General features: G+C 37.1%; 26 protein-coding genes. 9 read left to right on the top strand and 17 right to left on the bottom strand.

All coding sequences use genetic code 11. The features are described from left to right. Positions 1 to 3: 3 nt before the first annotated feature. Entirely contained in the window at positions 4 to 597 is a 594-nt protein-coding gene (locus FJR05_RS25705; protein WP_168646722.1) for a cytochrome b/b6 domain-containing protein, read from the bottom strand. Positions 598 to 921: 324 nt separating this feature from the next. Between FJR05_RS25705 and nblS the strand changes: the two genes are divergently transcribed. Beyond that, positions 922 to 2,934 carry a two-component system sensor histidine kinase NblS gene (gene nblS, locus FJR05_RS25700; RefSeq protein ID WP_254447114.1) on the top strand — a complete coding sequence of 671 codons (2,013 nt, stop codon included), beginning with the start codon at positions 922 to 924 and terminating at the stop codon, positions 2,932 to 2,934. Between the two features lie 22 nt (positions 2,935 to 2,956). On the opposite strand, the gene FJR05_RS25695 is transcribed toward nblS, so the two are convergent. Continuing rightward, positions 2,957 to 3,328 carry a zinc ribbon domain-containing protein gene (locus FJR05_RS25695; protein ID WP_168646721.1) on the bottom strand — a complete coding sequence of 124 codons (372 nt, stop codon included), beginning with the start codon at positions 3,326 to 3,328 and terminating at the stop codon, positions 2,957 to 2,959. Positions 3,329 to 3,589: 261 nt separating this feature from the next. Here FJR05_RS25695 and FJR05_RS25690 point away from each other — a divergent pair, with 261 nt between their 5' ends. Further along, entirely contained in the window at positions 3,590 to 4,123 is a 534-nt protein-coding gene (locus FJR05_RS25690) for a hypothetical protein (RefSeq protein WP_168646720.1), read from the top strand. 127 nt (positions 4,124 to 4,250) lie between these two features. Here FJR05_RS25690 and FJR05_RS25685 read toward each other — a convergent pair whose 3' ends face one another. From FJR05_RS25685 to FJR05_RS25675, 3 genes are all read right to left on the bottom strand, one after another. Next, positions 4,251 to 4,973, bottom strand: coding sequence for a DsbA family protein (locus FJR05_RS25685; protein ID WP_168646719.1), 723 nt, complete (start codon positions 4,971 to 4,973; stop codon positions 4,251 to 4,253). 71 nt (positions 4,974 to 5,044) lie between these two features. Then, positions 5,045 to 5,488: a DUF6691 family protein gene (locus FJR05_RS25680; protein WP_168646718.1), complete on the bottom strand. Its 444-nt coding sequence runs from the start codon at positions 5,486 to 5,488 to the stop codon at positions 5,045 to 5,047. Positions 5,489 to 5,546: 58 nt separating this feature from the next. After that, positions 5,547 to 5,966 (bottom strand): YeeE/YedE family protein, encoded by a 420-nt coding sequence (locus FJR05_RS25675; RefSeq protein WP_168646717.1) that lies wholly within the window; start codon positions 5,964 to 5,966, stop codon positions 5,547 to 5,549. 395 nt (positions 5,967 to 6,361) lie between these two features. Here FJR05_RS25675 and FJR05_RS25670 point away from each other — a divergent pair, with 395 nt between their 5' ends. Then, positions 6,362 to 6,928, top strand: coding sequence for a Uma2 family endonuclease (locus FJR05_RS25670; RefSeq protein ID WP_168646716.1), 567 nt, complete (start codon positions 6,362 to 6,364; stop codon positions 6,926 to 6,928). Between the two features lie 109 nt (positions 6,929 to 7,037). On the opposite strand, the gene FJR05_RS25665 is transcribed toward FJR05_RS25670, so the two are convergent. The 5 genes from FJR05_RS25665 to fdxB all read right to left on the bottom strand — a co-directional run bounded on the left by FJR05_RS25665 (position 7,038) and on the right by fdxB (position 11,888). Next, positions 7,038 to 7,376, bottom strand: a complete 339-nt coding sequence (locus FJR05_RS25665; RefSeq protein ID WP_168646749.1) for a XisI protein — start codon at positions 7,374 to 7,376, stop codon at positions 7,038 to 7,040. Between the two features lie 269 nt (positions 7,377 to 7,645). Further along, positions 7,646 to 8,242, bottom strand: coding sequence for a heme-copper oxidase subunit III (locus FJR05_RS25660; protein WP_015078454.1), 597 nt, complete (start codon positions 8,240 to 8,242; stop codon positions 7,646 to 7,648). Between the two features lie 179 nt (positions 8,243 to 8,421). Continuing rightward, the gene (gene ctaD, locus FJR05_RS25655) at positions 8,422 to 10,095 is read right to left on the bottom strand and encodes a cytochrome c oxidase subunit I (protein ID WP_168646715.1); all 1,674 of its coding nucleotides are present in this window, start codon (positions 10,093 to 10,095) and stop codon (positions 8,422 to 8,424) included. A 128-nt stretch (positions 10,096 to 10,223) separates the two neighbouring features. Beyond that, on the bottom strand, positions 10,224 to 11,159 hold the full coding sequence (locus FJR05_RS25650) for a cytochrome c oxidase subunit II (RefSeq protein WP_168646714.1): 936 nt from the start codon (positions 11,157 to 11,159) through the stop codon (positions 10,224 to 10,226). A gap of 435 nt (positions 11,160 to 11,594) precedes the next feature. Beyond that, complete coding sequence (gene fdxB, locus FJR05_RS25645) at positions 11,595 to 11,888, bottom strand: ferredoxin III, nif-specific (RefSeq protein WP_168646713.1); 294 nt, start codon at positions 11,886 to 11,888, stop codon at positions 11,595 to 11,597. 814 nt (positions 11,889 to 12,702) lie between these two features. On the opposite strand from fdxB, the gene FJR05_RS25640 reads away from it, so the two are divergent. Beyond that, complete coding sequence (locus FJR05_RS25640) at positions 12,703 to 14,289, top strand: helix-turn-helix domain-containing protein (protein WP_168646712.1); 1,587 nt, start codon at positions 12,703 to 12,705, stop codon at positions 14,287 to 14,289. 281 nt (positions 14,290 to 14,570) lie between these two features. Then, a complete protein-coding gene (locus tag FJR05_RS25635; RefSeq protein WP_168646711.1) occupies positions 14,571 to 15,314 on the top strand; it encodes a DUF561 domain-containing protein in 744 nt (247 codons plus the stop codon). Between the two features lie 166 nt (positions 15,315 to 15,480). On the opposite strand, the gene FJR05_RS25630 is transcribed toward FJR05_RS25635, so the two are convergent. Continuing rightward, positions 15,481 to 16,629, bottom strand: coding sequence for a DegT/DnrJ/EryC1/StrS aminotransferase family protein (locus FJR05_RS25630; protein WP_168646710.1), 1,149 nt, complete (start codon positions 16,627 to 16,629; stop codon positions 15,481 to 15,483). A 132-nt stretch (positions 16,630 to 16,761) separates the two neighbouring features. On the opposite strand from FJR05_RS25630, the gene fetB reads away from it, so the two are divergent. Further along, positions 16,762 to 17,538: an iron export ABC transporter permease subunit FetB gene (fetB, locus tag FJR05_RS25625; RefSeq protein ID WP_168646709.1), complete on the top strand. Its 777-nt coding sequence runs from the start codon at positions 16,762 to 16,764 to the stop codon at positions 17,536 to 17,538. 65 nt (positions 17,539 to 17,603) lie between these two features. On the opposite strand, the gene FJR05_RS25620 is transcribed toward fetB, so the two are convergent. Next, complete coding sequence (locus tag FJR05_RS25620; protein WP_168646708.1) at positions 17,604 to 18,503, bottom strand: ATP-binding protein; 900 nt, start codon at positions 18,501 to 18,503, stop codon at positions 17,604 to 17,606. A gap of 374 nt (positions 18,504 to 18,877) precedes the next feature. On the opposite strand from FJR05_RS25620, the gene FJR05_RS25615 reads away from it, so the two are divergent. Continuing rightward, the gene (locus tag FJR05_RS25615; RefSeq protein ID WP_168646707.1) at positions 18,878 to 19,360 is read left to right on the top strand and encodes a hypothetical protein; all 483 of its coding nucleotides are present in this window, start codon (positions 18,878 to 18,880) and stop codon (positions 19,358 to 19,360) included. Here FJR05_RS25615 and FJR05_RS25610 read toward each other — a convergent pair. The 3 genes from FJR05_RS25610 to FJR05_RS25600 all read right to left on the bottom strand — a co-directional run bounded on the left by FJR05_RS25610 (position 19,357) and on the right by FJR05_RS25600 (position 21,341). Then, positions 19,357 to 19,653, bottom strand: coding sequence for a hypothetical protein (locus FJR05_RS25610; RefSeq protein WP_217385698.1), 297 nt, complete (start codon positions 19,651 to 19,653; stop codon positions 19,357 to 19,359). The genes FJR05_RS25615 and FJR05_RS25610 overlap by 4 nt on opposite strands. Positions 19,654 to 20,106: 453 nt before the next feature. Further along, on the bottom strand, positions 20,107 to 20,568 hold the full coding sequence (locus tag FJR05_RS25605) for a zf-HC2 domain-containing protein (RefSeq protein ID WP_168646706.1): 462 nt from the start codon (positions 20,566 to 20,568) through the stop codon (positions 20,107 to 20,109). Positions 20,569 to 20,684: 116 nt separating this feature from the next. Next, positions 20,685 to 21,341, bottom strand: a complete 657-nt coding sequence (locus FJR05_RS25600) for a sigma-70 family RNA polymerase sigma factor (RefSeq protein ID WP_168646705.1) — start codon at positions 21,339 to 21,341, stop codon at positions 20,685 to 20,687. Positions 21,342 to 21,654: 313 nt separating this feature from the next. On the opposite strand from FJR05_RS25600, the gene FJR05_RS25595 reads away from it, so the two are divergent. Next, on the top strand, positions 21,655 to 22,338 hold the full coding sequence (locus FJR05_RS25595) for a L,D-transpeptidase (protein WP_168646704.1): 684 nt from the start codon (positions 21,655 to 21,657) through the stop codon (positions 22,336 to 22,338). Between the two features lie 120 nt (positions 22,339 to 22,458). Here the strand turns inward: FJR05_RS25595 and FJR05_RS25590 are convergent, their stop codons facing one another. Both FJR05_RS25590 and FJR05_RS25585 read right to left on the bottom strand, forming a co-directional pair. Beyond that, positions 22,459 to 22,995, bottom strand: a complete 537-nt coding sequence (locus tag FJR05_RS25590; protein WP_168646703.1) for a late competence development ComFB family protein — start codon at positions 22,993 to 22,995, stop codon at positions 22,459 to 22,461. A gap of 253 nt (positions 22,996 to 23,248) precedes the next feature. After that, positions 23,249 to 24,166 carry a M23 family metallopeptidase gene (locus FJR05_RS25585; protein WP_168646702.1) on the bottom strand — a complete coding sequence of 306 codons (918 nt, stop codon included), beginning with the start codon at positions 24,164 to 24,166 and terminating at the stop codon, positions 23,249 to 23,251. A gap of 335 nt (positions 24,167 to 24,501) precedes the next feature. Between FJR05_RS25585 and FJR05_RS27735 the strand changes: the two genes are divergently transcribed. After that, complete coding sequence (locus FJR05_RS27735; protein ID WP_256376213.1) at positions 24,502 to 24,630, top strand: hypothetical protein; 129 nt, start codon at positions 24,502 to 24,504, stop codon at positions 24,628 to 24,630. The last annotated feature ends 5 nt before the right edge of the window (positions 24,631 to 24,635 follow it).

The following is a 24,635-nucleotide window of genomic DNA, read 5'->3' as shown; positions in this document are numbered from 1 at the left end:
TTTTTACCAAAACATAGATTTTGTTAGGGCATTGCCGCCTACATTCTGCCCCAATCGCCAATGAAACCAAACAAATATTACGACTATTGGTACAGAAGCAAAGTGGGCAATTCTTAATGCTTGCCAACTGCCAAAAATATCAACTATCCAATAAAATTGAGCAGGTTTATACATTCCTATGCCTGTAAATATTGCTAGTAATAAAATCGGAATGATGGCTGTATAAATAATTCGATGCCAAGCATAGTTTAAACGTTGGTGATTCTGAGTTTTTTGTAATGCTTTGATATCTTTGCTGCTAACAAATCTATTTTTCCAGCGTTGGGTAACAAAAATATAAATTCCATAGAAAAACAGATTTATAGAAAATAGCCACATGGCTGCAAAATGCCAATGTCTACCTCCAGCCAACCAACCACCCAAAGTAAACAGGGGGAAAATAGTTAATCCACCACGTCCACCAAAGACAGGGTTTGCATTGTAAATTTGCAAGCCGCTGGTGATCATGATAAATAAACTGATGACATTGCCGACGTGAAAAATTTTCGCAGCGATCGCTTGACTGGGTAATTTGCGGGGTATTTCAGGAGAAGTCATAAATAGAAGAGAAAAATTTTAATTCGGTTAGTTATAAGTATTTGGGAAATAATTTACTGAGTTAGAATGTGAGTTCAACTAGGAAAGTCAAAATATTCTCGATGTTGAACTGGAGATTATTACCTATTTTACATTGTAATAGTCACATCACATAACCTCTGTTTCGACTTAGTTTTCACGATTACTCCAAAAACATAGTTAAATTAGGAAAGAAGAGGTAATCGGACAAAATTAATTACACACATTGTCTTTCTGTTCCCTTTTCCCTGACGACCCGATTGAATTTAATTTTGTCTAACTACTTACTAACACTTGTATTTTAAGATGCTGGATATTTTTAGAAATTTCCGAAATGAATTTGCCTCTGGTGCGTCAAAAGCGATCGCTGCGCTGGACAAAGGCAACGCATCCCTCGCCGCAAGTATCGCCAATTGGTGGTCAGAATTCACTCTTCAGACCAAACTCCTAGCCGTCGCCACCCTCATGGTTTCCTTGGTCATGAGTGGTTTGACCTTCTGGGCTGTAAACACAATTCAGCAAGATGCACGTCTCAATGATACCCGCTTTGGTCGTGATCTAGGATTACTCCTGGCGGCAAATGTAGCCCCCCTAATTGCCGATCAAAATTTAACTGAAGTTGCCCAATTTTCCCAACGTTTTTTCAGTGCCACTTCTAGCGTGCGTTATATGTTATACGCCGATGAAACTGGGCAAATCTTTTTTGGTCTTCCCTTTTGGGAACCAGAGGTAGAAAACTCCCTCACCATTAAGCGCCATATCCAACTACCAGAAGATTATCCTGGCAATGAAGATCAGCCAATGGTTAGGCAGCATAACACCCCCGATGGTGCAGTTACCGATGTATTTGTGCCTTTAATAGTAGACAACAAATACTTAGGTGTGTTAGCAGTTGGTATTAACCCTAATCAAACCGCAGTCATATCCACTAATTTTACCCGTGATGTTACCATTGCCGTCTTTATCACAATTTGGGTCATGGTGATTTTAGCAGGAGTAATTAATGCTTTAACTATTACTAAACCTATTAAAGAATTGCTAGTAGGCGTTAAACAAATTGCGGCTGGAAACTTTAAACAACGGATAGATATACCTCTAGGTGGTGAACTAGGAGAACTAATTTTCAGCTTTAATGAAATGGCAGAACGGCTAGAACGTTATGAAGAACAAAATATTGAAGAATTAACTGCCGAAAAAGCTAAATTAGAAACCTTAGTTTCCACCATTGCTGATGGTGCAGTTTTGATTGATAATAATATGCAAGTAATATTAGTCAATCCCACCGCCAGACGGATTTTTGCTTGGGAAGGTGTGGATGTTGTTGGTAGTAATATCCTGCATTACTTACCCCATAGTGTGCAAATGGAAATATCCCGGACTTTGTATGAAATGGCAGCAGGTGAATGTGAAAGTGCCGAATTTCGTATCCTCCTCAAACAACCCACTCAACGCACAATTCGCATTGTTTTAACTACAGTTCTCAACCTGCAACGAGAAAGTATTAAAGGCATAGCTATCACCGTCCAAGATATTAGCCGGGAGGTAGAACTAAATGAAGCAAAAAGCCAATTTATTAGCAACATCTCTCACGAATTACGCACACCTTTATTTAACATTAAAACCTATATTGAAACCCTGCATGATTATGGTGAAGATTTAGGGATTGATGAACGCAAAGAATTTCTGCAAACAGTTAATAATGAAACTGATAGACTCACCCGTTTAGTTAATGACGTTTTAGATTTATCAAAACTTGAATCAGGTCGAAATTACACCTTTGATAAAGTAGACTTACCACAAGCTATAGAACAAACATTACGTACCTATCAGCTTAATGCTAAAGACAAAGGTATTGAACTATGCCACGAACTGACCCCTAATTTACCTTTTGTTCTGGGCAATTATGATTTATTACTGCAAGTATTTGGGAATTTAATTGGTAATTCTCTTAAATTTACTCTAGCCGGTGGTAAGGTAGTTATTCGTGCCTATCAACTAAATGCTAATTCTCATGCTCACCATCATGCTGGTAAAGTGAGAATTGAAATTAGTGATACAGGAATTGGTATCGCACCAGAAGATCAACAAGCAATTTTCGACCGATTCTTTCGTGTAGAAAATAGAGTTCATACTCTAGAAGGAACAGGTTTAGGTTTATCAATTGTCAGAAACATTATGGATAGACATCACAGTCAAGTCAATTTGGTAAGTGAAGTTGGTATGGGTACTACTTTTTGGTTTGATTTAGAAATATTTGAAGAAGAGATTTCGTCAACAATGGAAACTATGCCCGAAAACTTAGAATTAAAGAAAGTTTAAGGAGATAGCTAATACCATCAAATCAAGAATTAAACAAAGTTATTAATAAACAAACTAATAACAACGCTAGTATTAATAACAAACTTTGATGGCGTTTAATCCAATTATTAATCCTTGTACTCAAGCTATGATGAGAATGTTGCTTTTGCAATTCTAATGTACTTTCTTCCATATTTTGATAGAGAGTACAATCTTGAGCATAGGGATATTGGGGAAAATTACAGGTATGATCAAAATGATAACTACAACTGTCGCATAAATAATCATTTCCTTGAGCGCGGTGCAAGGGAATACCAGGATGTCCGTAAGCTTTCAGCAACAAGCGACATTGAGGACAAGTAATTGCTTGACTATCAATAATTTGATGACAACGAGGACAAGGTATAGTAGCCAAAACAGAAAATGGATAGGTAATTAAACATCTTAATTTTATCTATTATCTGAACTAATATCAATAATTCATCCGTATTCATCTGCGTTTATCTGCGTTTATCTGCGGTCAATAACTCCTAAAATCTGATTCTATACAGCTAATCATCCCTGAACTGAAATAATCAAATATCCAATTTTTCCAAGAAATTGGGAATCTGAGATTTTATTGTCACTTCAAGGCGTATACTTAAACAATGACGGCGTAATTGGAGTTGATAAAGTAATGCCTAAAAAAAATCTCTCTAACTTAATACAAGAAGAAACCACAAAATTTACACCTCTACAAGGTGAACCTGTAATTGAAATTTCGGCTGAACCAGTATTGGAAGCCCAAGTACAAACGGATAATAATCCTGTTATTCCCATCAATAATCAGTTAGAACTAGAAACCAGTATTAAAGAATTGCAACAAACAGTTTCTACATTAAAACAAAAAGAATCCACTTTAATCAAGCAAATTAGTGATTTACAAATAGCTTTTTCTGAAAAAGAAGCATTGGTAGAACGTTTAACGAAGGAACTTTTGGAAACGAAACAAACCGCTTTACAATTAGCAGATTCTAACTCTCAGTTGCTAGAAGAAATCAAGGTTTTACAACAACCTACTCAACCATCTTATCCACAACTGAGTCAACAGGCTAGTCAAATTTCCAAATCTATCCAATACAAAAAATCTCATAGATCAGTAGAAAGACTGCAAGAAAAGCCTAATCAAGATAGTGCGGATTTTTCCCAAAATACTTGGTTATATGACTAAAGTGAGAATAATACAGGACTTACGCAACTGGCACATTGGTAGGGTGCGTCAGATACCAACAATCTGTTTATTTACAGGATTTATCCAGTCTGACGCACCCTACAACTAGAGATGAATTTTCACAGATTTAGCACCACGATGCTTCTCCGGGTACATTGGAAATTAATTCCCGAATATTAGATTCCATAACCCGATAGCCCACATTGCCATTGAGACGTTGTCGTCCTTCATTAAAAATCATTGTCGGGCTAACAGTAACGTTATAATCTTTCACCTCTTGAAAATCCCTTGATAGTTCAGCATAGGCTGCACCACTATCAATTTCTGCTTGAATTTGACTGATAGGAAATTCTAAAGCTTCTGCAATTGACCACTGTACCTTGCGATGGGAAATATCCTGTAAATCCTGAAAAAAAGCTTGACGTAAAGCGGTAATAGCTGTTTCGCAACAACTTTGTGTTCCTTTGCTTTCTATTAATCCTTTGCTTTCTAGTAAATGAATAGCTTTCAGAAATAAATGGCAAGAGGTGGAGGAATGGGGAGTGACATTTTTCCAAACTTCTGGATGTACGCTGAGGTGATTAAATCTTGCCACTACTTCTTGAACGTGGTTACTATAACCGGCTAATCCACCGCGATCGCGCCAACGGTTTTCTAGTTTGTAACGGGCATCTCCAAATACGGAAACAAAGTGATAATTAATCACTATTTGGTTTTTAAATGTAGATTTCAATTCATCAATCCGAATTTGAGCAATATATGCCCAAATACAAAGAATATCAATAAAATAAGTAATCTGAATTGGTTCGGTAACAGGTTGTTCGTTCTCTGTATTTAGCGGTAAACTCATTGATTTATTTTCCTAAATGTTATATACTGCAATATTTGTTGCAAATTTTTCATCAACTTATTACTAATTGGTTAACTATTAACATTTGACTGTTGATTCAAATCTCTATAAAACTTATAAGTTAAAGAACCTATAATTAAGCCAATTAAAAACAAGACAGGATTGAAAATGCCTAATACTAAAGCAGTAATTCCCGGACCGGGACAATAGCCAGAAATCCCCCAACCAATACCAAAAATTGCTGATCCTACAACTAAAGATGAATCAATATTTTGCTGAGTAGGTAAATAAAATTTATCGTCTAATAACGGATGAGGAAGTTTTAACACAAAGCGAAAGGAAATTAAAGTTACAGTCACAGCACCGCCCAAAACGAACAACAGTGTCGGGTCCCAAACTCCAGCTAAATCTAAAAAACCAAGAACTCTTTCTCGATCTATCATCTGAGAAAACCCTAAACCCAACCCGAATAATAACCCTGAAATAAAAATTGTCAAATACTGTTTAATATTCATGGTTACTTTACTCCCTGGATAAAATTAATGACTAATAAATCAGCTATTATTAACCAACTTAATTTAACAAATGACGGACAATAAATACAGTTACAAAAGCAGTGGAAAGAAAAGTCAAGACAGCTACAAGCGATCGCACTGACAAACGACCTAAACCACACACTCCATGTCCACTGGTACAACCGCTTCCCATTCTCGTCCCAAAACCAACGATCAAGCCACCAATAATCATTGTTAAGGGTGCAAACTTTGAAGTAGGAGTTGGTTGGGTTGACAAAATAAATTCATAAATAGCACCACCAGCTAACATTCCTAACATAAACAACCAGCGCCAAGCGTCGTTTTTGTTAAAACTGATAGCACCATTAACCATACCACTAATTCCGGCTATCCGACCATTAAATGCTAAAAGAATAGTGGCACTGATACCAATGAGGATACCCCCAATTAAACCGTTAATCCAGTTAAATTCAACCATGATAATTTACTATTTATCCAACCCTAAAAATAAAGCAATAACATCAATACTGTAGCAAAAAAAAGAGGATGAAGAGAGGGCTAATGTAGTAGAGTTATAGTCTTCCAAAACAAAAACTCAAAAACCACATACAGACCATGTTTGATATTCTAACACTCTTGCAATAGCTACTACAAGCAAATTTAAGTCACGACGATGCGGCAATTGAGCCAGATTATCATGTTGTAACCGATTATATTGAAGTAATAATGATTATAGCAAACTTGGGATTATTGCTAATGTGAAGGTCTAAAATTTTCTGATAAGTGGGTTACATTTAATTTCGTGCAGAGACGTAAAGAGAAATCAATAGTGTTAAACTATAACTAACTACGGCAATAGATGGAGTAACTCTGATGCTACAAGTTAAACATCAATTTCAAAGCTTTGAAGAGTATTTATCCTATGATGATGGTACAGATAAACTTTATGAATTATTTAATGGAGAGTTAATTGAAATGCCCCCAGAATCAGGAATCAATGTGCAAATTGCTACATTTTTGCTAATTCAATTTGGCTCACTTTTGGGTTATAAAAGAGTGCGAGGACATGGTTTAGAATTGGAAGTAAGAGGAGAACCCAGAAACCGTTATCCTGATTTAACTATTATTCGAGAAGAACATATTCAACAATTAGCAAATCGGAACACTATTCGCCTATCAATGTTACCACCTTTATTGGTTGTGGAAGTAGTTAGTCCTGGAGAATTACAAAGAGATAGAGATTTTATTGCCAAGCGGCTACAATATCAAGATTGTGGTATTCCTGAATATTGGATTATTGACCCCCAAACCCAAAGTATATTAGTTTTAGAATTAATTAATGAAATTTACACTGAGATAGGAATTTTTTCCGGTGATAATTTAGTTATATCTCCACAATTTAATAGCCTAAATTTGCAAGTATCACAAATTTTTGATTAAGAATAAAATGTGAGTGAGCCTATTAATTACAGCCGAAATTGCGACAAAGGATATTATAACAGTATACCCACTTCAATGCTTAACTAAACAGTAATTAACAAATTTTTACCTAAGAAACAGCAAATTCTGTATGTTTCCAAATTTCAGGAGACTTAAAACCTAAAATAATATGTCTTTTTGGTATTCCCGCAGCCACCAAATCATTAGCAATACCCTCTTCAGTGCCATCATGTTGAATCCAAATTTTACCATCAATTAAATCAAGATGTAATAAAGTTCCATATATCCGATAACCATTTTTCCAACCTGTTTCTACTAATAAATAACGATCATTTTTTTCGTCTAACACAAATTCAACTGTAACCTGTTCATCATTGCCAAGAAAATCAGTATATTCTTCGAGAATTTTTTTAATGATTTGACGATATTTATTAGTTAAGGAATCCATATTGTGATAGATGTCTTTAGCTGGCATAGTATTTATTTTATTAAGACATTTTAACAAAGTAATCCTATTTTACCAAGTCATACAATTATATCATAATTTATTCTAAACTAATCTTTTCTGGTTATAATTTACGATAAATTACTGAAAGCGGAATTTTTTTACGGAGGATTTATCCAAGGGCATGAAAATCCTTGCCTCTGAACAAAGTTAAACTGATAAAATTTAACAAGAGGTAATGGGAATAATTATAAATTCCTCATTACCTACATTTACAAAATGTTGAGCAGGTATACCAATGTGAAGAGAATGATCCAAATGATATCTACAAAGTGCCAGTAAATTTCCGCCATTTCAATGCCTGTATGTTTAGTAGCAGAATAATGACCACGACGGAAAGAACGCCATAATACACCCAAAATTAATAACAAGCCAATAAAGACGTGCAAGCCGTGAAAACCGGTCATTAAATAAAAGCAGTTGGAGAAAACATTGGTGGTGAATCCATAACCTAAATTCATGTATTCATAAACCTGACCGGCTAGGAATACAGCCCCCATAATCGCGGTGATAAAATACCAAAACCGCATCCAACCCACACTATTTCTTTTAATTGCCATATCACCAAAGTGAATGACAAAGCTACTAGAAACAAGGATGATCGTGTTAATAGCAGGGATAAATAATTCTACTTCTGTTCCTGCTGGTGGCCAAACTGCGGTTGTCCCTTTAAAAAACAAATAGGTGGCGAAAAATCCACCAAACATTAATGATTCAGAAGCGAGAAATGTGATTAATCCCCACACTCGTAAATCTGGATGTTCTTCATGTCCATCGCTATGATGTTCAATTGGTGTAATTGCAGTCATATTATTATTCCTAGTATTTGGTTCTCAATTAGCCTCCTCACCCGTCTGGGAATAAATTCCCAGTCTCATAGCGCAAGTCCGTTAAAACGGACTAAAATCCCAATTTTCCAGTCGGTTTTAACCGACTTTTACTATTAGCCTTGTACTTAAGTACAAGGCGGATAAATTATGTTTGCGTTTCAACTAACGGGTTCTGTTACCGATGATTTATCATGTCCGTAGTCATAAGGTCCATGAGTAACAACGGGTAAAACTTCCCAGTTTTCAATGATGGGTGGGGAAGAGGTTGTCCATTCTAAAGTTAAACTTTCCCAGGGGTTATCACCTGCGAGTTCGCCGTTTTTCCAACTGTAAATGGCGTTTAAGGCGAAGGGAATGACGGAAATACCTAAAAGGATTGCGCCAATGGTACACAACTGGTTTAAGCTAGTAAATTGGGGGTCATACATGGCAACTCGGCGGGGCATTCCTTGTAACCCTAATTTGTGCATGGGTAGGAATGTGAGGTTTGTACCAATGAAGGTGAGGACAAAGTGAACTCTTCCCCAGGTTTCGTTCATCATTCTGCCGGTGATTTTGGGAAACCAGTGATAGATGCCTGCGTAAATACCGAAAACTGAACCACCAAATAAAACGTAGTGGAAATGACCGACTACATAATAGGTGTCGTGAACGTGAACGTCAAAGGGGGCTGTTCCCATTGTTACGCCGCTTAAACCGCCCATGACGAACATGGAGAGTAAACCGATCGCAAATAACATAGCGCTGGTAAACCGGATTTTTCCACCCCAGAGGGTTGCTACCCAACCGAAGATTTTTACACCTGTGGGAACTGCAACTATGAGTGTGGAAATGGTGAAGAACATCCGCATCCAACCGGGTGTACCACTGGTAAACATATGGTGAACCCAGACGAATAAACCGACGACGCAAATGGCGACTGTGGAAAAGGCGATCGCTTTATAACCAAATATTGGTTTCCGTGCATGGGTGGGAATAATTTCGGACATAATTCCGAAAATCGGCAGAATCATTAAATAAACCGCCGGATGGGAATAAAACCAGAATAAATGTTGGTAAATAACGACATTACCACCTGCGTCTGGTTTGAAGAAAGATGAGCCGAAGTTAATATCAAATAACAGCAAAACTAAACCTGCTGCTAATACGGGGGTAGATAAAAGTGCGAGGATGGAAGTTGCGAGAATTGCCCAACAAAATAGAGGAACTTGATCCCATTTCATGCTGGGAACTTTCATCATCAAAATCGTGATGACAAAGTTAATCGAACCTAAAATTGAAGATGTTCCCACTAAAACAATGGCCAAAATCCATAAACTTTGGGCGTTGTTGGCGGTAACTAAGCTTAATGGTGGATAAGCTGTCCAACCAGATTGAGAACCACCAAAGATGAAACTTAGTAATAGTAATAATCCGGCGGGTGGGTTTAACCAAAAGGCGATCGCATTTAATTTAGGAAAAGCCATATCTCTAGCGCCCATCATCAAGGGGACTAGATAGTTACCAAATCCACCAATTGCACTGGGAACAATCCACAAGAAAATCATGATTGTTCCATGATTGGTCATGAAAGCGTTGTAGAGATTTGGATCAAGGAAATCCGAGTCTGGTGTGGCTAATTCGGCGCGAAGGGCGATCGCCATCAACCCACCAATGATATAAAAGAAAAATGCTGTCACCAAATATTGAATCCCAATCACTTTGTGATCAGTATTAAAGGTGAAATAATCTCGAACTTTCCACGCTTCAGGATGAGAACTATGAGTAATCAACCGAGTTGGTGATCCACTTTCATGGGGTGGAGGATTAACTGGAAAATTTACTTGTGTCATATTGTTGTGAGTTGTCCTTTGTCAGTTATTAGCTAATCATGATTAATCACAGAATTTTAGATTTTGAACTTCATGAGAATGATTCAATATCCACAAACTTAGACAAGAATCAATCTAAAATCCAAAATCTAAAATTGATGGGCTAATGACTCAATAATTACTGGAGTTACATCTAAATTTTGAGTGTAGGGAGCCAGAAATTCTGATGGAGATAAATTCTCCAAATTTGTAGCCACCGCATCATTCATATTTTCACCTTCAGCAATCTGGTTTTCACGCATCCAAGCATCAAAATCTTGCTGTTCATGGACAATTACTTGCGATCGCATTGAACCGTGATAACCACCACACAATTCTGCACACACTACTGGATAAGTACCAGGTTTTGTAGCCGTAAATCGCAATTGGGTAGGAACACCAGGAATAGCATCTTGTTTAAGACGAAATTGGGGAACCCAAAAAGAATGAATCACATCATCTGCGGATAAATTCAATTGCACATCAGCACCGACAGGAACGTGCAATTCTCCCGCAGCAATACCACTGACAGGATAATTAAATAACCACGCAAATTGGATACCCTTAACATCTACAACCAAATCAGCAGGCTTATTTTTAGTTTGCGGATTTTCACCAATCCCAATATTAGCCATTTGACTAACATTCATTGCCCCTGCTGACATTTGATGAGGATGACTACCCACGCCAAAACCACCCATTTGGTTATAAATATCAACACTATAAATACCTAAAGCAATCACAATTACCGTAGGAATTGCCGTCCAAAAAATTTCTAAACTTAAATTACCCTCTACGGAAATACCATCGGTATTATCTCCTTTGCGTCGTCTATAAATAACTAGAAAAAGCAGAATTGTCCCTTCCACCACTAAAAAAAGAGCAACTGCAATTGTCAACATGATATTGAAAAAACCATCCACCAAAGGAGCTTGTTGCGATGCTGCTTCCGGTAATAAATGATGATTTTGACCAACCCAGATACTGATAGGGGCAATGATCATCCCAGCTAACAGTGTCCACAGCGACACAGGAACTTTTTGCATGAATGCTACCTGCTTTGTAAATAGTAGTAAAACCAGAGTCAGTGAAGATAGACTTTGTTTATGTAGCCACAGAATTATTTTCTGAGGACAAGATTATCTTTGAGATTTTCACTATTACTGTTCTAACTTGTAACTAATCAAAAATTGGTAAACTTCCATATTTTTTCATATTGATAACCACAAAATCCCCGACTTCTTGAAGAAATCGAGGATCTGAGAGGTTGATATTTTCATAAATCAAATAGCAGTAGAAAAATAATAGCAAGTATGATTTTTTAGATGATAACAACTGACGATTTACATTTCTGTTTACTGCAAACCTTTTCACAAACTACAGTAAATATTGAGATTCCCCTCTAATTACCTTGCCTATAAACTTAACCAAAATAACCGATATTTTGCAGAACATCACACCGTTAAAAATCACCAAATATGTTATTTGTCCAATGTTACATGACTATAACAATTCTTGGGACAAATCCGAGAACAAGCTTCACAGCCAATACAATTTTCTGGTTTAGTAACAACCATTACTTTCCGTTCCACTTCTTCCTCATCTTCATCTTCGACAAATTCACCTTCTTCGTTTAAAGGCATTAAGCCTAAAACTTTATGACCACAAACTTTCATACATCTGCCACAACCGATACACTTGTCCTTGTCTATTTCTTGGGCAAATTTAGGAGTCCAATCAGTACCTCCAAAGGTCAATCCTGTGAATGTAGCCATGAATAAAACCTCAGCAATTTTAGCTAGATGTTAGTTAATCCTTTAATCTTCATACTAGCCTGATATTTCATTTTTTCAATAACAAAAATTAACTTTTTTATCAAATTTTGATGACTTGCTAAATAATATTATTTATTTTTGCTTGGTTTAAAATATTAAATGATATTATTTATTGATAAATTTGTATAGTATGGTTAGATAAAAAGCTGATTAATCAAAGGTTTCCAGAATTGTGTTTCAAGTTATTTTCTCAATAAATCTTAGTTAGTGAGTCTAAAAATATCTTATTCAATAAGAATAATAATCAATTACTAACCCTCATTATTAGCTTCATTGACTTCCTATTTGCAAATATTTTCTAATTAGATAAAAATATTCTCCCAACAGTATTAGTAAATACAAACTTCAAAAAATCATTTCCTCTATTTTTGAACTATTTTGTTTTCAATTTTCTATTTCTATTCCCTCCTATAAAATGTTACTCAAAAACATTTAGACTAATTTATATATCCCAAAATAAACATTATGACAGTAAATTTGCAGGTAAATATTAAGAAATTCTGCCAAGCTCATACTGAACAATCTTATTGAAATCTTTATGAAAAGTATAGTTAATGAAGAAGCAATGAAGCCCAACTTTGCCAAACATCAATAGATACAAAATCTGGCTTCATTCACCATATCAGTAATTAATCAGGCGAGAAATATATCTTCTCGTTATAGAGGTAATTTGGTAGCGAGTTATGAATCAAAAGGACACATTAAGGGGAGACTTGAGCCAAACATCTCAACGATTAAAGTAGGAAGACGGACTATGCCGCATATAATTCCTAACCACAGTTGCGTGGGATGTGACAACTGCCGACCCCTATGTCCTACGGGTGCAATTAAAATCGAAGATGATGAATATTGGGTTGATCCTGCCCTTTGCAATAATTGTGATGGCTATTATTCACAACCACAATGTGTAATTGCCTGTCCCACAAATGCGCCTATTCCTGTACAAGCCAAAAAAGGAAGATGTAAAATTGAACCACGCGATGCTACCAGTCCCGATTTATTTTCTAATGGTAAGAATAACCCCTTCGCCTCAGCCATTGTTATCTGGGAAGCTTGTAATTTATTAGCACAACGAACATCTTTACAATGGGAAAAAGATGAAGAAGGTAACTTACATTACAGTCGCTTAGTTAATCAAGGACGAGGGACAATTTCCTTTCATCTTCAAGACCTATTTCCAGTTAACAACCGTGCTAATAATTCACAAGCAATTGATTATTTAGACATCCGTGCTGCTTGTATCCATCTTATTTTCGCCGCTCAAATTACAGCCCTAGAGCAACCTTGGGAAGAAGAATTTACTATTGATGAACGACAAATTGAACAGTATTTGGGCTTAGAAAAACGCAAAGACCTCAGCAAAAGTGCCAAACTCGGTTTAATTAAAAACATCGTCTCTCAAACTTGTTCTCTCCTGGTTTCTATTGACTGGCCACAACAAGGTAGAGTTCCCAGTTTTTCCATTAAAGATAGTTATCTATGGAATTTGACAGATACCCAACACCATTTTCAAGAAGATGATCAAGGTTGTAAATATTTAGTGGGACTAACATTTACAATCAAAGCTGGGATTTGGACTAAACATTTCTTCAACAGACAAGGATGCAAAGAACGAACTACATTTTATCAATATGGCAGTCTTCCTAAAACCCTACTCACCACAGTTATGAGTCTGTGGCAACAACACGAAGGTGCTGTTAGACTCATGCTTTGGTTATTATTTAAAACAAAAATGGGTAGAGAACAACGGATTACTATTCCTACCTTGCTGCGCGTTGCTTATGGTGAGGAAAAAGTAACCCAAGCTTCCAGACACAGGGAAGAACGGAAACGCCTACTTAAAGCCTATGAAAATGATTTAGAAGTTCTCAATCATTATGGAATCAAACCATTATTTGATCCTGTTACCTATCCCCCAGAAATTCAGCCTTTGTGGGCTAAATTAGTGGATATACCAGAAGATCCAGAGGAAGCGTTAGAATTTTGGATTAATGATGGTAGTGGTGAAAATCGTCTCACAGATAGCGGACCACGTGGTAAGTGGAATTTGCTTCTCAATGCACGAATTTTATCTTTTGAACTCCCGACCGATTGGGAAAATCGTTCAGAATCAGATAAAAAACAACGTCGCCCCACTAAAGCAAAAAGCAATCATCAACAAACAGGTAATTTGCTAGGGGAAGAGGTGATAGAAGGACGCAAAAAAATGAACCTTTCCCAAAGGGAACTAGCAAAGCTGATGGAAAAAAGCCAAAGCTGGATTCGTGATGTAGAAAAAGGTCGTTTAAAAGCTAAACTAGACGATCAAATGCTCTTGAGACAATTGCTAGATATTTCTTAAAATCCAGCAGGAGTCAGGAGGAAAATTCTCTTGGCTTTTGATGTAAATTTTTTACCTCACTTACTTGTTATCTGGTATATTATCTAAAATTTTCACGTTTTTGTATAAAAATCATGCTTTGAGTATTCAAAAATCCGAAATTACTTAAATTTACGCAGAGTTGCCAACAAGTAAATTGAGGAAATTACTTGAGTGCAGCAGACTGAGTTTTTTTTCAAAATCAAATATTGCTATTTTTAGTGTAAAAATATTGGTACTGAATATAAGCTGCAAAAAAAATTATGACTATGTATCCTAACCTAAGACGTGCATTCGCTCATCCTGTACTTAAGGTAATTAGTGGTTTGAATAACTTCAATGCTGCTAGTGTGGCGGCGACTGTGAAAGCGGCTGATTTGGGTGGTGCGACTTTTGTGGATATTGCTGCTGATGTGGATTTGGTCAGATTGGCGAAAAGCTTGACTAAATTACCTGTTTGTGTATCTGCTGTTGAGCCAGAGAAGTTTGTCACTGCTGTGGCTGCTGGTGCGGATTTGATTGAAATTGGTAACTTCGATTCTTTCTACGCTCAAGGGCGCAAATTTGAAGCTGCTGAGGTTTTGGAACTAACTCGCCAAACCCGTGCCTTGCTGCCAGAAATTACCCTATCTGTGACTGTTCCCCATATTCTTACCTTAGACCAACAGGTACAATTGGCGGAAGATTTGGTGAAAGCGGGCGCTGATATTATTCAAACTGAAGGTGGTACTAGCAGCAATCCCATTCACTCCGGTACTTTAGGTTTAATTGAAAAGGCTGCTCCTACTTTAGCTGCTGCTTATGAAATTGCCCGTGCGGTTTCTGTGCCTGTACTGTGTGCTTCTGGTATTTCTAATGTTACTGCACCTTTAGCGATCGCCTCTGGTGCATCTGGTGTTGGTGTCGGTTCAGCTATCAACCAACTCAATAGCGAGATTGCCATGATTGCTGCTGTGCGTAGTTTAGTAGAAGCTTTGGCGACTGCAAATACTCGCACATTTGCGTAAGAGGCAAATTAAGATTAAAAGGGCGGTTGGAAACCGCGTCTACACAGGCAAAACCCGCCTATTCCTTCGGAACGCTCCGCGAACGCGGGTTAAATTTTATTAGTCCGTGAAGACGGACTTCGTTTGTGTAGCCGCGATTTATAATCGCCAGGACTACGCATACAATTTAGGACAAACAATTTTTCAACGTATCAATGACTTTATCTTGTTGTTCTTGCTCCAATTCTGGGAACATGGGTAAGGATAAAACTTCTTGACTTGCTTGCTCTGCTACTGGTAATTGTCCGGGTTGATAGCCTAGATTTTTATACACTGGCTGCAAATGTAAAGGTAAGGGATAGTAAATCATGGAATTTACACCCTGTTCCTGCATTTGGTTTTTGACGGAATCTCGATATTTACCACTTGCACCATTCCGTCTTTCTCCAGAAATCCGAATAGTGTATTGATTCCAAACACCAACCCCTCCGGGAAATTCTTGGGGGACGATAATATCAGAAACTTGGCTGAGGTGTTGGTAATAATAGTCAGCGATTTGTTTACGTCTGCTGTTCCAAAGATCGAGATAGCGGAGTTTAATTTGCAGAATTACGGCTTGAATGGCATCTAAACGACTGTTGACACCGATTTCCTCATGAATATATCTTACCTTACTCCCATGTTCGCGCAAAACTCGTAATTGAGTAGCGATCGCTGGATCATTCGTAGTAATTGCTCCACCATCACCGCAACCACCAAGATTCTTGGTAGGGTAGAAACTAAAGCAACCAACATGGCCAATACTACCAACTTTTTGATTTTCCCAACTTGCACCAGTAGCTTGAGCGCAATCTTCAATTACTGCTAAATTGTGAGTTTTGGCAATTTCCATTAATCTTGTCATATCTACAGGTAAGCCAAATAAATGCACGGGAATAATTGCTTTAGTTTTTGGCGTAATCGCTGCTTCTAATTTCTCTACGTCCAAATTAAACGTAGTTGCATCAATATCTACAAATACTGGGATTGCCCCTACCGCACTAATAACTTCTGTCGTCGCAAAAAAAGTAAATGGTGTAGTAATAACTTCATCACCTGCCCCAATTCCTAAAGCGCGTAATGCTAAAAATAGAGCATCAGTACCAGAGTTACAAGCTACACATTCACTGACACCATGATAAGCTGCAAACTGTTGTTCAAAATCTGTAATTGCTGGGCCACCAATATAACGCCCCGAAGCCAAAACCGCTAATACAACAGCACTTACTTCTGCTTCAATGGTGGCATATTGTTGTTTAATATCAAAGGCGGGAATCGAATTTACACTTTTAATCATGAGTTTTTATTTGTTAGTTGTCAGTTGTCAGTTGTCAGTTGTCAGGATAAAGAAGGAAGAATTAAAAATATTTCCCTGTTCCCTATTCCCTGTAATACCTAAAGTTTTTAATTGTTAAGAGGTAGAGAAACTATGCCAGAGTTAATCAAATTAGATATGGTAGATTTGGCTTTAGCGATGGGTTTAATGGCTGTTGCCATTGGTATATCGGCGTGGGAGCAATTAGGACTAGAATTAAATTTAAGCGTAGCTACTGGTAGAACTATCCTCCAACTACTTGTATTAGGATACATTTTTGACTTCATTTTTGCCGTTAACAATGTTTGGGCAGTAGTGGGAATTTTAGCAATAATTCTGACAATTACTGCAATTATTACTCGTAACCGCATTAGTCAAAAAATTCCACAAGTTTTACCTTTAGCTGGAAGTGCGATTTTTCTCAGCACTTCCTTAACATTGCTTTACACCAATTTTCTAATTATTCAACCAGAAAGATGGTATGAACCGCGTTATATCATTCCTTTAGCTGGCATATTGCTAGGTAATGCCATGAACGCAGCAGCAATAGCGGGAGAACGTTTGGTTAGTAGTATCAACCAATTTCCCACAGAGATAGAAACACATTTAAGCTTAGGTGCAACTCCTGAACAGGCGATTAAGCCCTACCGCAAAGAAGCGATTCGTACTGCAATTATGCCGACTTTAAATCAAATGATGCTGATTGGTATGGTGACAATACCAACCTTTACCAATGGACAATTATTAGCTGGAATCACACCGCTAGAGGCTGTATCCTATGAGATTTTAATTATTTTTATGGTAGCTGTCACCAACTTGTTAACAACTATTTTAATTACTAAAGGCTTATGTCGGCAGTTTTTTAACTCCGCTATGCAGTTAGTTAGGTAATTGTTTGAATCAGGATGTCCAGGATTAAAGAATGAACAGGATAACAATAGGGATTTTATCACATATTAACAATAATTTCTTACATATTCTTGAAAAACAGGAGATAATTTAAACAGAATTTTATCTTCTTTGATTTTCGTGATTAAATACCGTTGTTGTAAGGATTGTAAACAATTATTAAAATCAACTGAGGATAAATTTAAACTTTGTCTTAATTCTTCCCTGGAAATAGGGTTTTCAAATTTACTTAGTTCTAATACTATTTCTTGTTCTGGTGATGATAGACGGTTAAAAATATCTTGAAAATGAGATTGCATTTGATTGGTAATATGTAAAGTATCCTCTGCTAAAAAATCAGTAACTTGACCATCATAATTTTTATGGATTAATATACTAATACTTTTTAAATAAAACAAATTACCTTCATATAATTTGATTAATTTTAACCAACTATCCTCATTTTTTAATCCGGTATTTTTGAAAATTTCTGGATTATCTAAACCTGATAATTTTAAAGATTTAATAGGATATAATTCTTCATCTAAACATTCCATTTCTGGACATTGTTCTTGACTAATTAAGATAACACTACTTTGATGATGGGTTTCTGTAATCATTTTGAATAAGGTTTGATAATCTTGATATTCTGGTTGATATTTTCCCGCGAATTGACTAGGAATAAATATATTTTGTAAATCATCAAGAATAATTAGACATTTTTGATTCTTGAGAATATCAAATAATTGTTTTAATTTATCATTTATTGTTGGTAATGAGTCTAATTTGTGATGTTTGAGTAAATCATCAAGTAATAAATCTAGAGATTGAGGAAATTTTAAACTTCTCCAAACAATAGCATCAAACTTTTGTTGATGTAAGTCTATAAATCTTTTAACGAGTGTGGTTTTACCAATACCGGATAATCCTAAGATTGAGATTAAATGAGTATTTTGATTTAATATCAATACCCGTGAATGAAATTAATAGCCTACAAATAATTACTAATATTAATTCTGCAAATATTAAGGCGTAAAAATAACTTCAGTTTAGTCTAAACTCCAGGCAAAATGTATCTAACATTATATGACCATCACATTTTTCTTGAATTTATAAATCATCAATCTTGTCAACTATTTGAAATCAAATTTAAAAAATCATGAATGTGTCATTTTTTCGTCGATAATTTTTGTTCCTGCTCCAAAATGAGTAGCCTGATAGTATATATTGACAAAATATGAAAGAATATTTAAGCTTTATAAGAGTTTATTTCAAGTCATCCTTGACAGTTTTGTATGGGAATTCAAAAAGAACATCATCAGATGCTTACTCAGTAGGAATTATGGATTGGATGATATCAGGATTGAGGTGGTTATCCTGTTGTCTACCAAAACAACTTATTTCTGAAGGTGCTATGAGTCATGCCAGAGTTCGTATAGGATTAACAGTTTTTCAACTAATATTTAAAAAACTCACTTCTAGTTTGACAACATTGAAATATGACTTTCATAAATGGACTACAGTAATATTTGATGGTTCCACAGGTACGACACCTGATACTGAAAGTAATCGTGATAAATTTGGGAAGTCTAAATGTGGTCGAGGAGAAAGTGCTTTTCCCATGCTGAGAATAGTCACATTAATATCAGCATCAACACGCCTAATTCTAGATTTTACCTATGGTTCTAGCCAAGGTAAAGGAACTGGTGAGAGGACTTTAATGACTAAATTACTGGCACAATTTAACCAGAAAAACTTATTATTTTTATTAGATGCTGGTTTATACTGTCCGTTCGCTCATTTTGGAAATCGAAGAAGGAATTAAGTCTTGCACGGTAAGAGATGCAGTTGATAAAGAGACTCAGGCAATTTCATCAGTGAAAGAATCTGTCGTTGAAGATCAGAAAGAGGCGTAACAAAGATGGTAGAATCAGGGAGAGAGTAAAGAGTTAAGTTGCGAAAAGTCTTAAGTAGCTGCTCAGTAGAAGGACGCGCAGTGGCTCGCTTAGGATTACCATCATAAAGACCAGCGAGAACTTGTTGTGCTTTTTGAAGTGCTTCGCGGACAACAAACTCTATGAGAGTAAAAACCCGTAATGCGATAGTCAATAAAAACATCAAGCCAACAATTGAAGGTTGTTGATCTTGATTCTTATCTTTCCGTATATTACACGGGAAAGTGTCTGTTTTTTCCTATGTATTACTTGGAAAAAGGAATTTTCTACTTTCACATTTTTTTGAAGCATAAAATGGACATCGGCTTTGTGAAGCATAAAGTGAGCCAAAAGCTTATTTTATGCTTCAAGTCACACCTGCTAATGCACTGGAATTTATTAACGAAATTGCAGAAAGAAATATTTCCGTTTTAGGTGCTTTTGTTTCTTCGATCTTGGATGAATAAAATTCAAAGAAGGCGTTAGATAATTTGGAAGATTACTAGCAAAGAAACCAACCAACATCAAAAAACCTCTATAATCGCCAGTACATAGAGGTTTACAAGCTAAACCACTTATTTTCAGATTGGGCTTGGGTGTGTTTTATGATATTACAAAAAGTCTACCTGCCAGGCAATTAATTGAAGTTGTTAACTGGCTTCTCGCTAGGTGCTACTGCTGTTTTGGGAATTTCAATCACTGGGTTATTTACAGCTACCATTAAGGGCGAATCTGAGGCTGTTGGTGTTAATTCTGTGGGTTGTGTTGTGGCTATTTGTAAGATTCTGGAATTACTGGGTAATAAACCAGATATTGCTCCCAAAATACAAGCTACTGCGGCGGCACTACCTAACATCCAATTTAAGCGATAACGGCGATTAACACGGGTTAAAACTTGGTTAATCGTTGCTTCTGATGACTGAGAATTGGCGGGAACAGGGATGCTATGCAAGCCTTTTCTCAGATTTAGTAGTCTTTTGTACAGGCGTTTAATCGAGGCATCAGTTAGTAGCCACTCTTCAACTTGCCTGCGTTCAGTTGCGGTAACTTCGCCGTCCAGGTAAGCACTTAATAACTCGAAACAATCGCGCTTCTCCATATTTATAGTACCCGTTGATTCATTTTTGCTTCTCAATGGCAGAAAATATATATTTTCGTTGACAGTCCTTAATATTTCTTAAAATCTGCCATAGAATTGAAGAAACATGGTGTAGATTATGTATCTAGATAGCTTTGTAACTGAGTTTGTAATCTTGATCTGGCTCTGGCTATTCTAGATTTCACCGTTCCCAGGGAAACTCCGGTAATTTCGGCAATTTCTTCATAGGCCATGCCTTCAATTTCTCTTAAAACAATTGTAGTCCGAAAAACTTCTGGTAGGTCGGCGATCGCTTCTCGCAACTGTTCATAAAATTCTCTAGTAGTTAGTTGCTCATCTGGACTTGGGGCATCACCGGCAATTTCCCAATCCATTTCCCCATCATCTAAGGTGCGGGGAGCATCTAATGATAAGGGAGTAGCGACCCGTTTACGTTTACGTAATTCATCATAAAACAAATTCGTGGCAATGCGACTTAACCAACCTCGGAACTTGGCAGGTTCTTGGAGTCGGTTAATATTCCTATAGACACGAATCCAAACTTCCTGAGCTAAATCGGCTCTATCAGACCAATCAGGAGCTAAATGATATAAAACTCGATCAACTTGAGTTTGGTAGCGACGTAACAGTTCTGAAAAGGCAGCGCGTTCTGGACGCAATCCGACTTGACAGCGCAAAATAAGATCGTGGTTTGAGAGTTTGTCAACTTGCACCGATGCTGCTGGGTAGGTGGCATCAACTGTTGACCAAGATACACTAATGGATTGACTCATGGATCAGACTGGCGTTAAATCACTCCCTTCTATTAGACTAGATGATAGATGAAAAGTTCCTCGGTAAGGTGACGGATTTATAATCGGAACACGGAAATATATATAGAAAGGAGTTTTCAGCATTTTATTCCCTCGTCAAGTAAGTATGAAAGAATAAGGTAAGGAAGACTACGGATTAACTTCTTGTTAAAGTTAAAAATGGCAATCAGATTGAAAACTGTCCACTAAATACTTGACTGGTACTTATTAATGATCAATGATCAGTCACCTTTAGCCAGATGTGTCAGGGATAAATAATAGGCGATGAATAGCGATGGCAATGGCAAGAAATGAATCTGTAGCAACTATGGTCATGTTTCTCTGTTTTGGTACGGCAATTTTATCTCTGGCTGTCCATTGGCACAATATGAGAACAACAGGACAATTAAATCAGTCTGCATCCACAGAGGTTTATCCACAGGGTTCAGCGGTGGAAATTGGCACCAGTGCAATTGCGGCTTCTGTGCCTAACTCTCCCCAAAAAGCTGCCGTGTGGAAAACACAAAGGTCAAGTCAGGATCAAGTTACAGATCCAGTCAATAATTCTCAGAGATCAATACCAGTATCAAATAAAACTCAAGTCGTGGTAGATTTGAGCGATCGCCGTGTCTATGTTTCTCAATATAATGAAATAATAGCTAGTTATCCAATTGCTATCGGCAAAAAAGGCTGGGAAACACCAACGGGTAACTTTAAAATCATCCACAAAGAACACGACCCCATTTGGAGACATCCCATTACAAATGCTGTTTTCGAGAGCGGTCCAGACAGTCCTTTAGGGGATAGATGGATTGGTTTTTGGTCTGATGGTCGGAATCAACTCGGCTTTCATGGCACACCAAATGTTGATTTACTGGGGGCGGCTGTTTCTCACGGCTGTCTAAGAATGCGTAATGCTGATGTCCGAATGTTGTATAGCCAAGTAAATATAGGCACACAAGTATTTGTACGTGAATAAAAATATGAAAGCAGTCAGAAGTCAGGAATAAAAGTCTTTTACTGTATGGCTTTTACCGTAATTGGTGATTGGACACAATTGACCACTGACCACTGACCACTAACAATTAACAATTGTCATTTATTTTTCCTCAAAGTTAGATGCATAAGTTTGGAGTAATGTAGTAACTTGCGTTAAAACCTCCTTACCATTGTTCTTATTCAATGCTTGACGTTCTGGGAAGAAACTAGGTTTATCTAAATACTGAGATATAGCTTCACTGACTTGTTGAGATATTAAAGCATCAAGTTCTGTTTTAGCTCTTTCTCGTTGATATTTTGCACCTTCTTCTGTCGTTGCATACAGAGGAGGTAGTCTATTGAGAGCATAGGCCGTTATATCTCCTACATCTAGAGAACTTTCGCTGGTCACTTCAATTTCTGCTACCTTGGCAATGACATTGCCCAGAACCAACTCTTCCATGACATTGATAAATTGTTTACGGGGTACTGCTACGACCTCACCAGTCAACAATGCACCCATGAGTCGGTCTAAAGCCATGTATTCTTCAATTGACAGTTCTGAGGCGTTGTCGCAAATATGCCCAACCTCTGCCTCCATTGTCGGTGTCAAGTGGCCATCTTCAAGAGCTTGTTCTACTATTTTTTCAATACTCATAAAACATTGTGGGTAGTTTGGAAGGAGCGTGGCATAAAAGTATGTATTTCTGGCTAGAAACATAAAATTTCCGATAGCTAAATTAAATAGGAATGCTATCAATCACCCAGAATACAATAGCAGAATTAGTTCAAATAATAGATAGATAAGGGGCTTAAGTACCCCGTTACCATGTTACTGAATTAATTACTCTACCAAATTGTACTATTTATATACAGGTATTTTGGGTTGAGAAAGTAATTAGGTCAACAACTTAATCAATTTTCTGAGATTTCCACGGTAATGGATCAACAGATTGTCCGTTTACATACAAACCCCAGTGTAAGTGCGGGCCGGTAGATGCACCAGTTGAACCCACTGCACCAATTTTTTGTCCTGCTTGCACAAAATCACCTTCTTTGACATCAATACGACTTAGGTGCATGAAAATGCTGATAATTCCCTGACCGTGATCAACGCCTACTAGATTACCATGAACTCGGAACCCTTGGGATACTTTACCCACTAAAGCAACTCGTCCGGCTGCTGGGGTAATTACGGTTGAACCCGCTGCACCTGCATAGTCTTGTCCACGGTGGTAGTAGTCTTTGGCAAATTTACCATTATAGTAGCGACGGACACCATATTTAGTGGATGTTCTCCCAGCATTGGGGGCAAGAAAAGCCCCATTCCAATATTTTTCTGGTGTTTGTAGGGCTTTTAATTCTTTTACTCGCTTGAGTTCGTATTCAGTAGCCTTAACTCCAGCTTTTCCAGGTGGTAAGGTAATCCGTTGGACGGGAAATTTGCGATCGCGCACCTTTACTGATAAATTTTGTTCTTGTCCACCCTCGGAAACTTTAATAGTTCTCACCCCAGCTTTTTCTAAGGGAGTTGTAGGCACAAAAGAACGATACTTACGAGGTGCAATTTCAAAGGCTGGATATATTTCCTTCCCCACTGTGACAGTAGGATTGCTGGTTTTATCTGGAGAATTTGCCTCAATAATAACGGAAATGGTATCTCCTAATTGAGGATTTTTCGGTAATACCTGTACTTCTAAAGCCTTTGCTGGTAGGCTTAAAGCAATGGGGATAGCAGCAATGATGCCTATAAACATTTTGGCACGATTGATAATACTAAAACCTGACAATTTATTCTCTGGATTAATAGCGTTACGCATGGTATTCATAGGCTGATAAACAAATTTTTTGCGGCTGTTAATAACAAGACTAATTTATTGTAGTTAGTGTTTCCCAGCAAAGTTAATAAATCATATTTTTGAAAATTATTTTAGCAACTGGTAATTTTGTATAACAAATACGGGAGAGCCGAGATTTTTGTGTCCTCAGTGAGTTATAATCACAGTATAAACTGGAAATGCCTAAATAAATGCGGACTTATGCAGCATCAGCGGCAGAAAAATCTGATATTTCTGCCTATCTCGTATTGATTAAAAACCTTAAAGAAAGTGTAGCATAAATTCCTCATCGCCATGAATCAGAGTTAATTATAAGGAGTATAGATATGTTAGAAAAATCTTTTTTTTATCAGGAAATTTTGCACAAAGGTAGGGAAGAAGGACGGATACAAGAACGGCTATTAAGTATTGAATTAGTATTAACCCAAGTTGCTAGTACACTGCGGCGTAAATGAGATAA

This window comes from Dolichospermum sp. UHCC 0259, assembly GCF_009711935.1.
In the GTDB taxonomy this organism is placed as follows: domain Bacteria; phylum Cyanobacteriota; class Cyanobacteriia; order Cyanobacteriales; family Nostocaceae; genus Dolichospermum.
The sequence above is the reverse complement of the archived record's forward strand: the minus strand, read 5'-3'. Positions and strand labels throughout refer to the sequence as shown.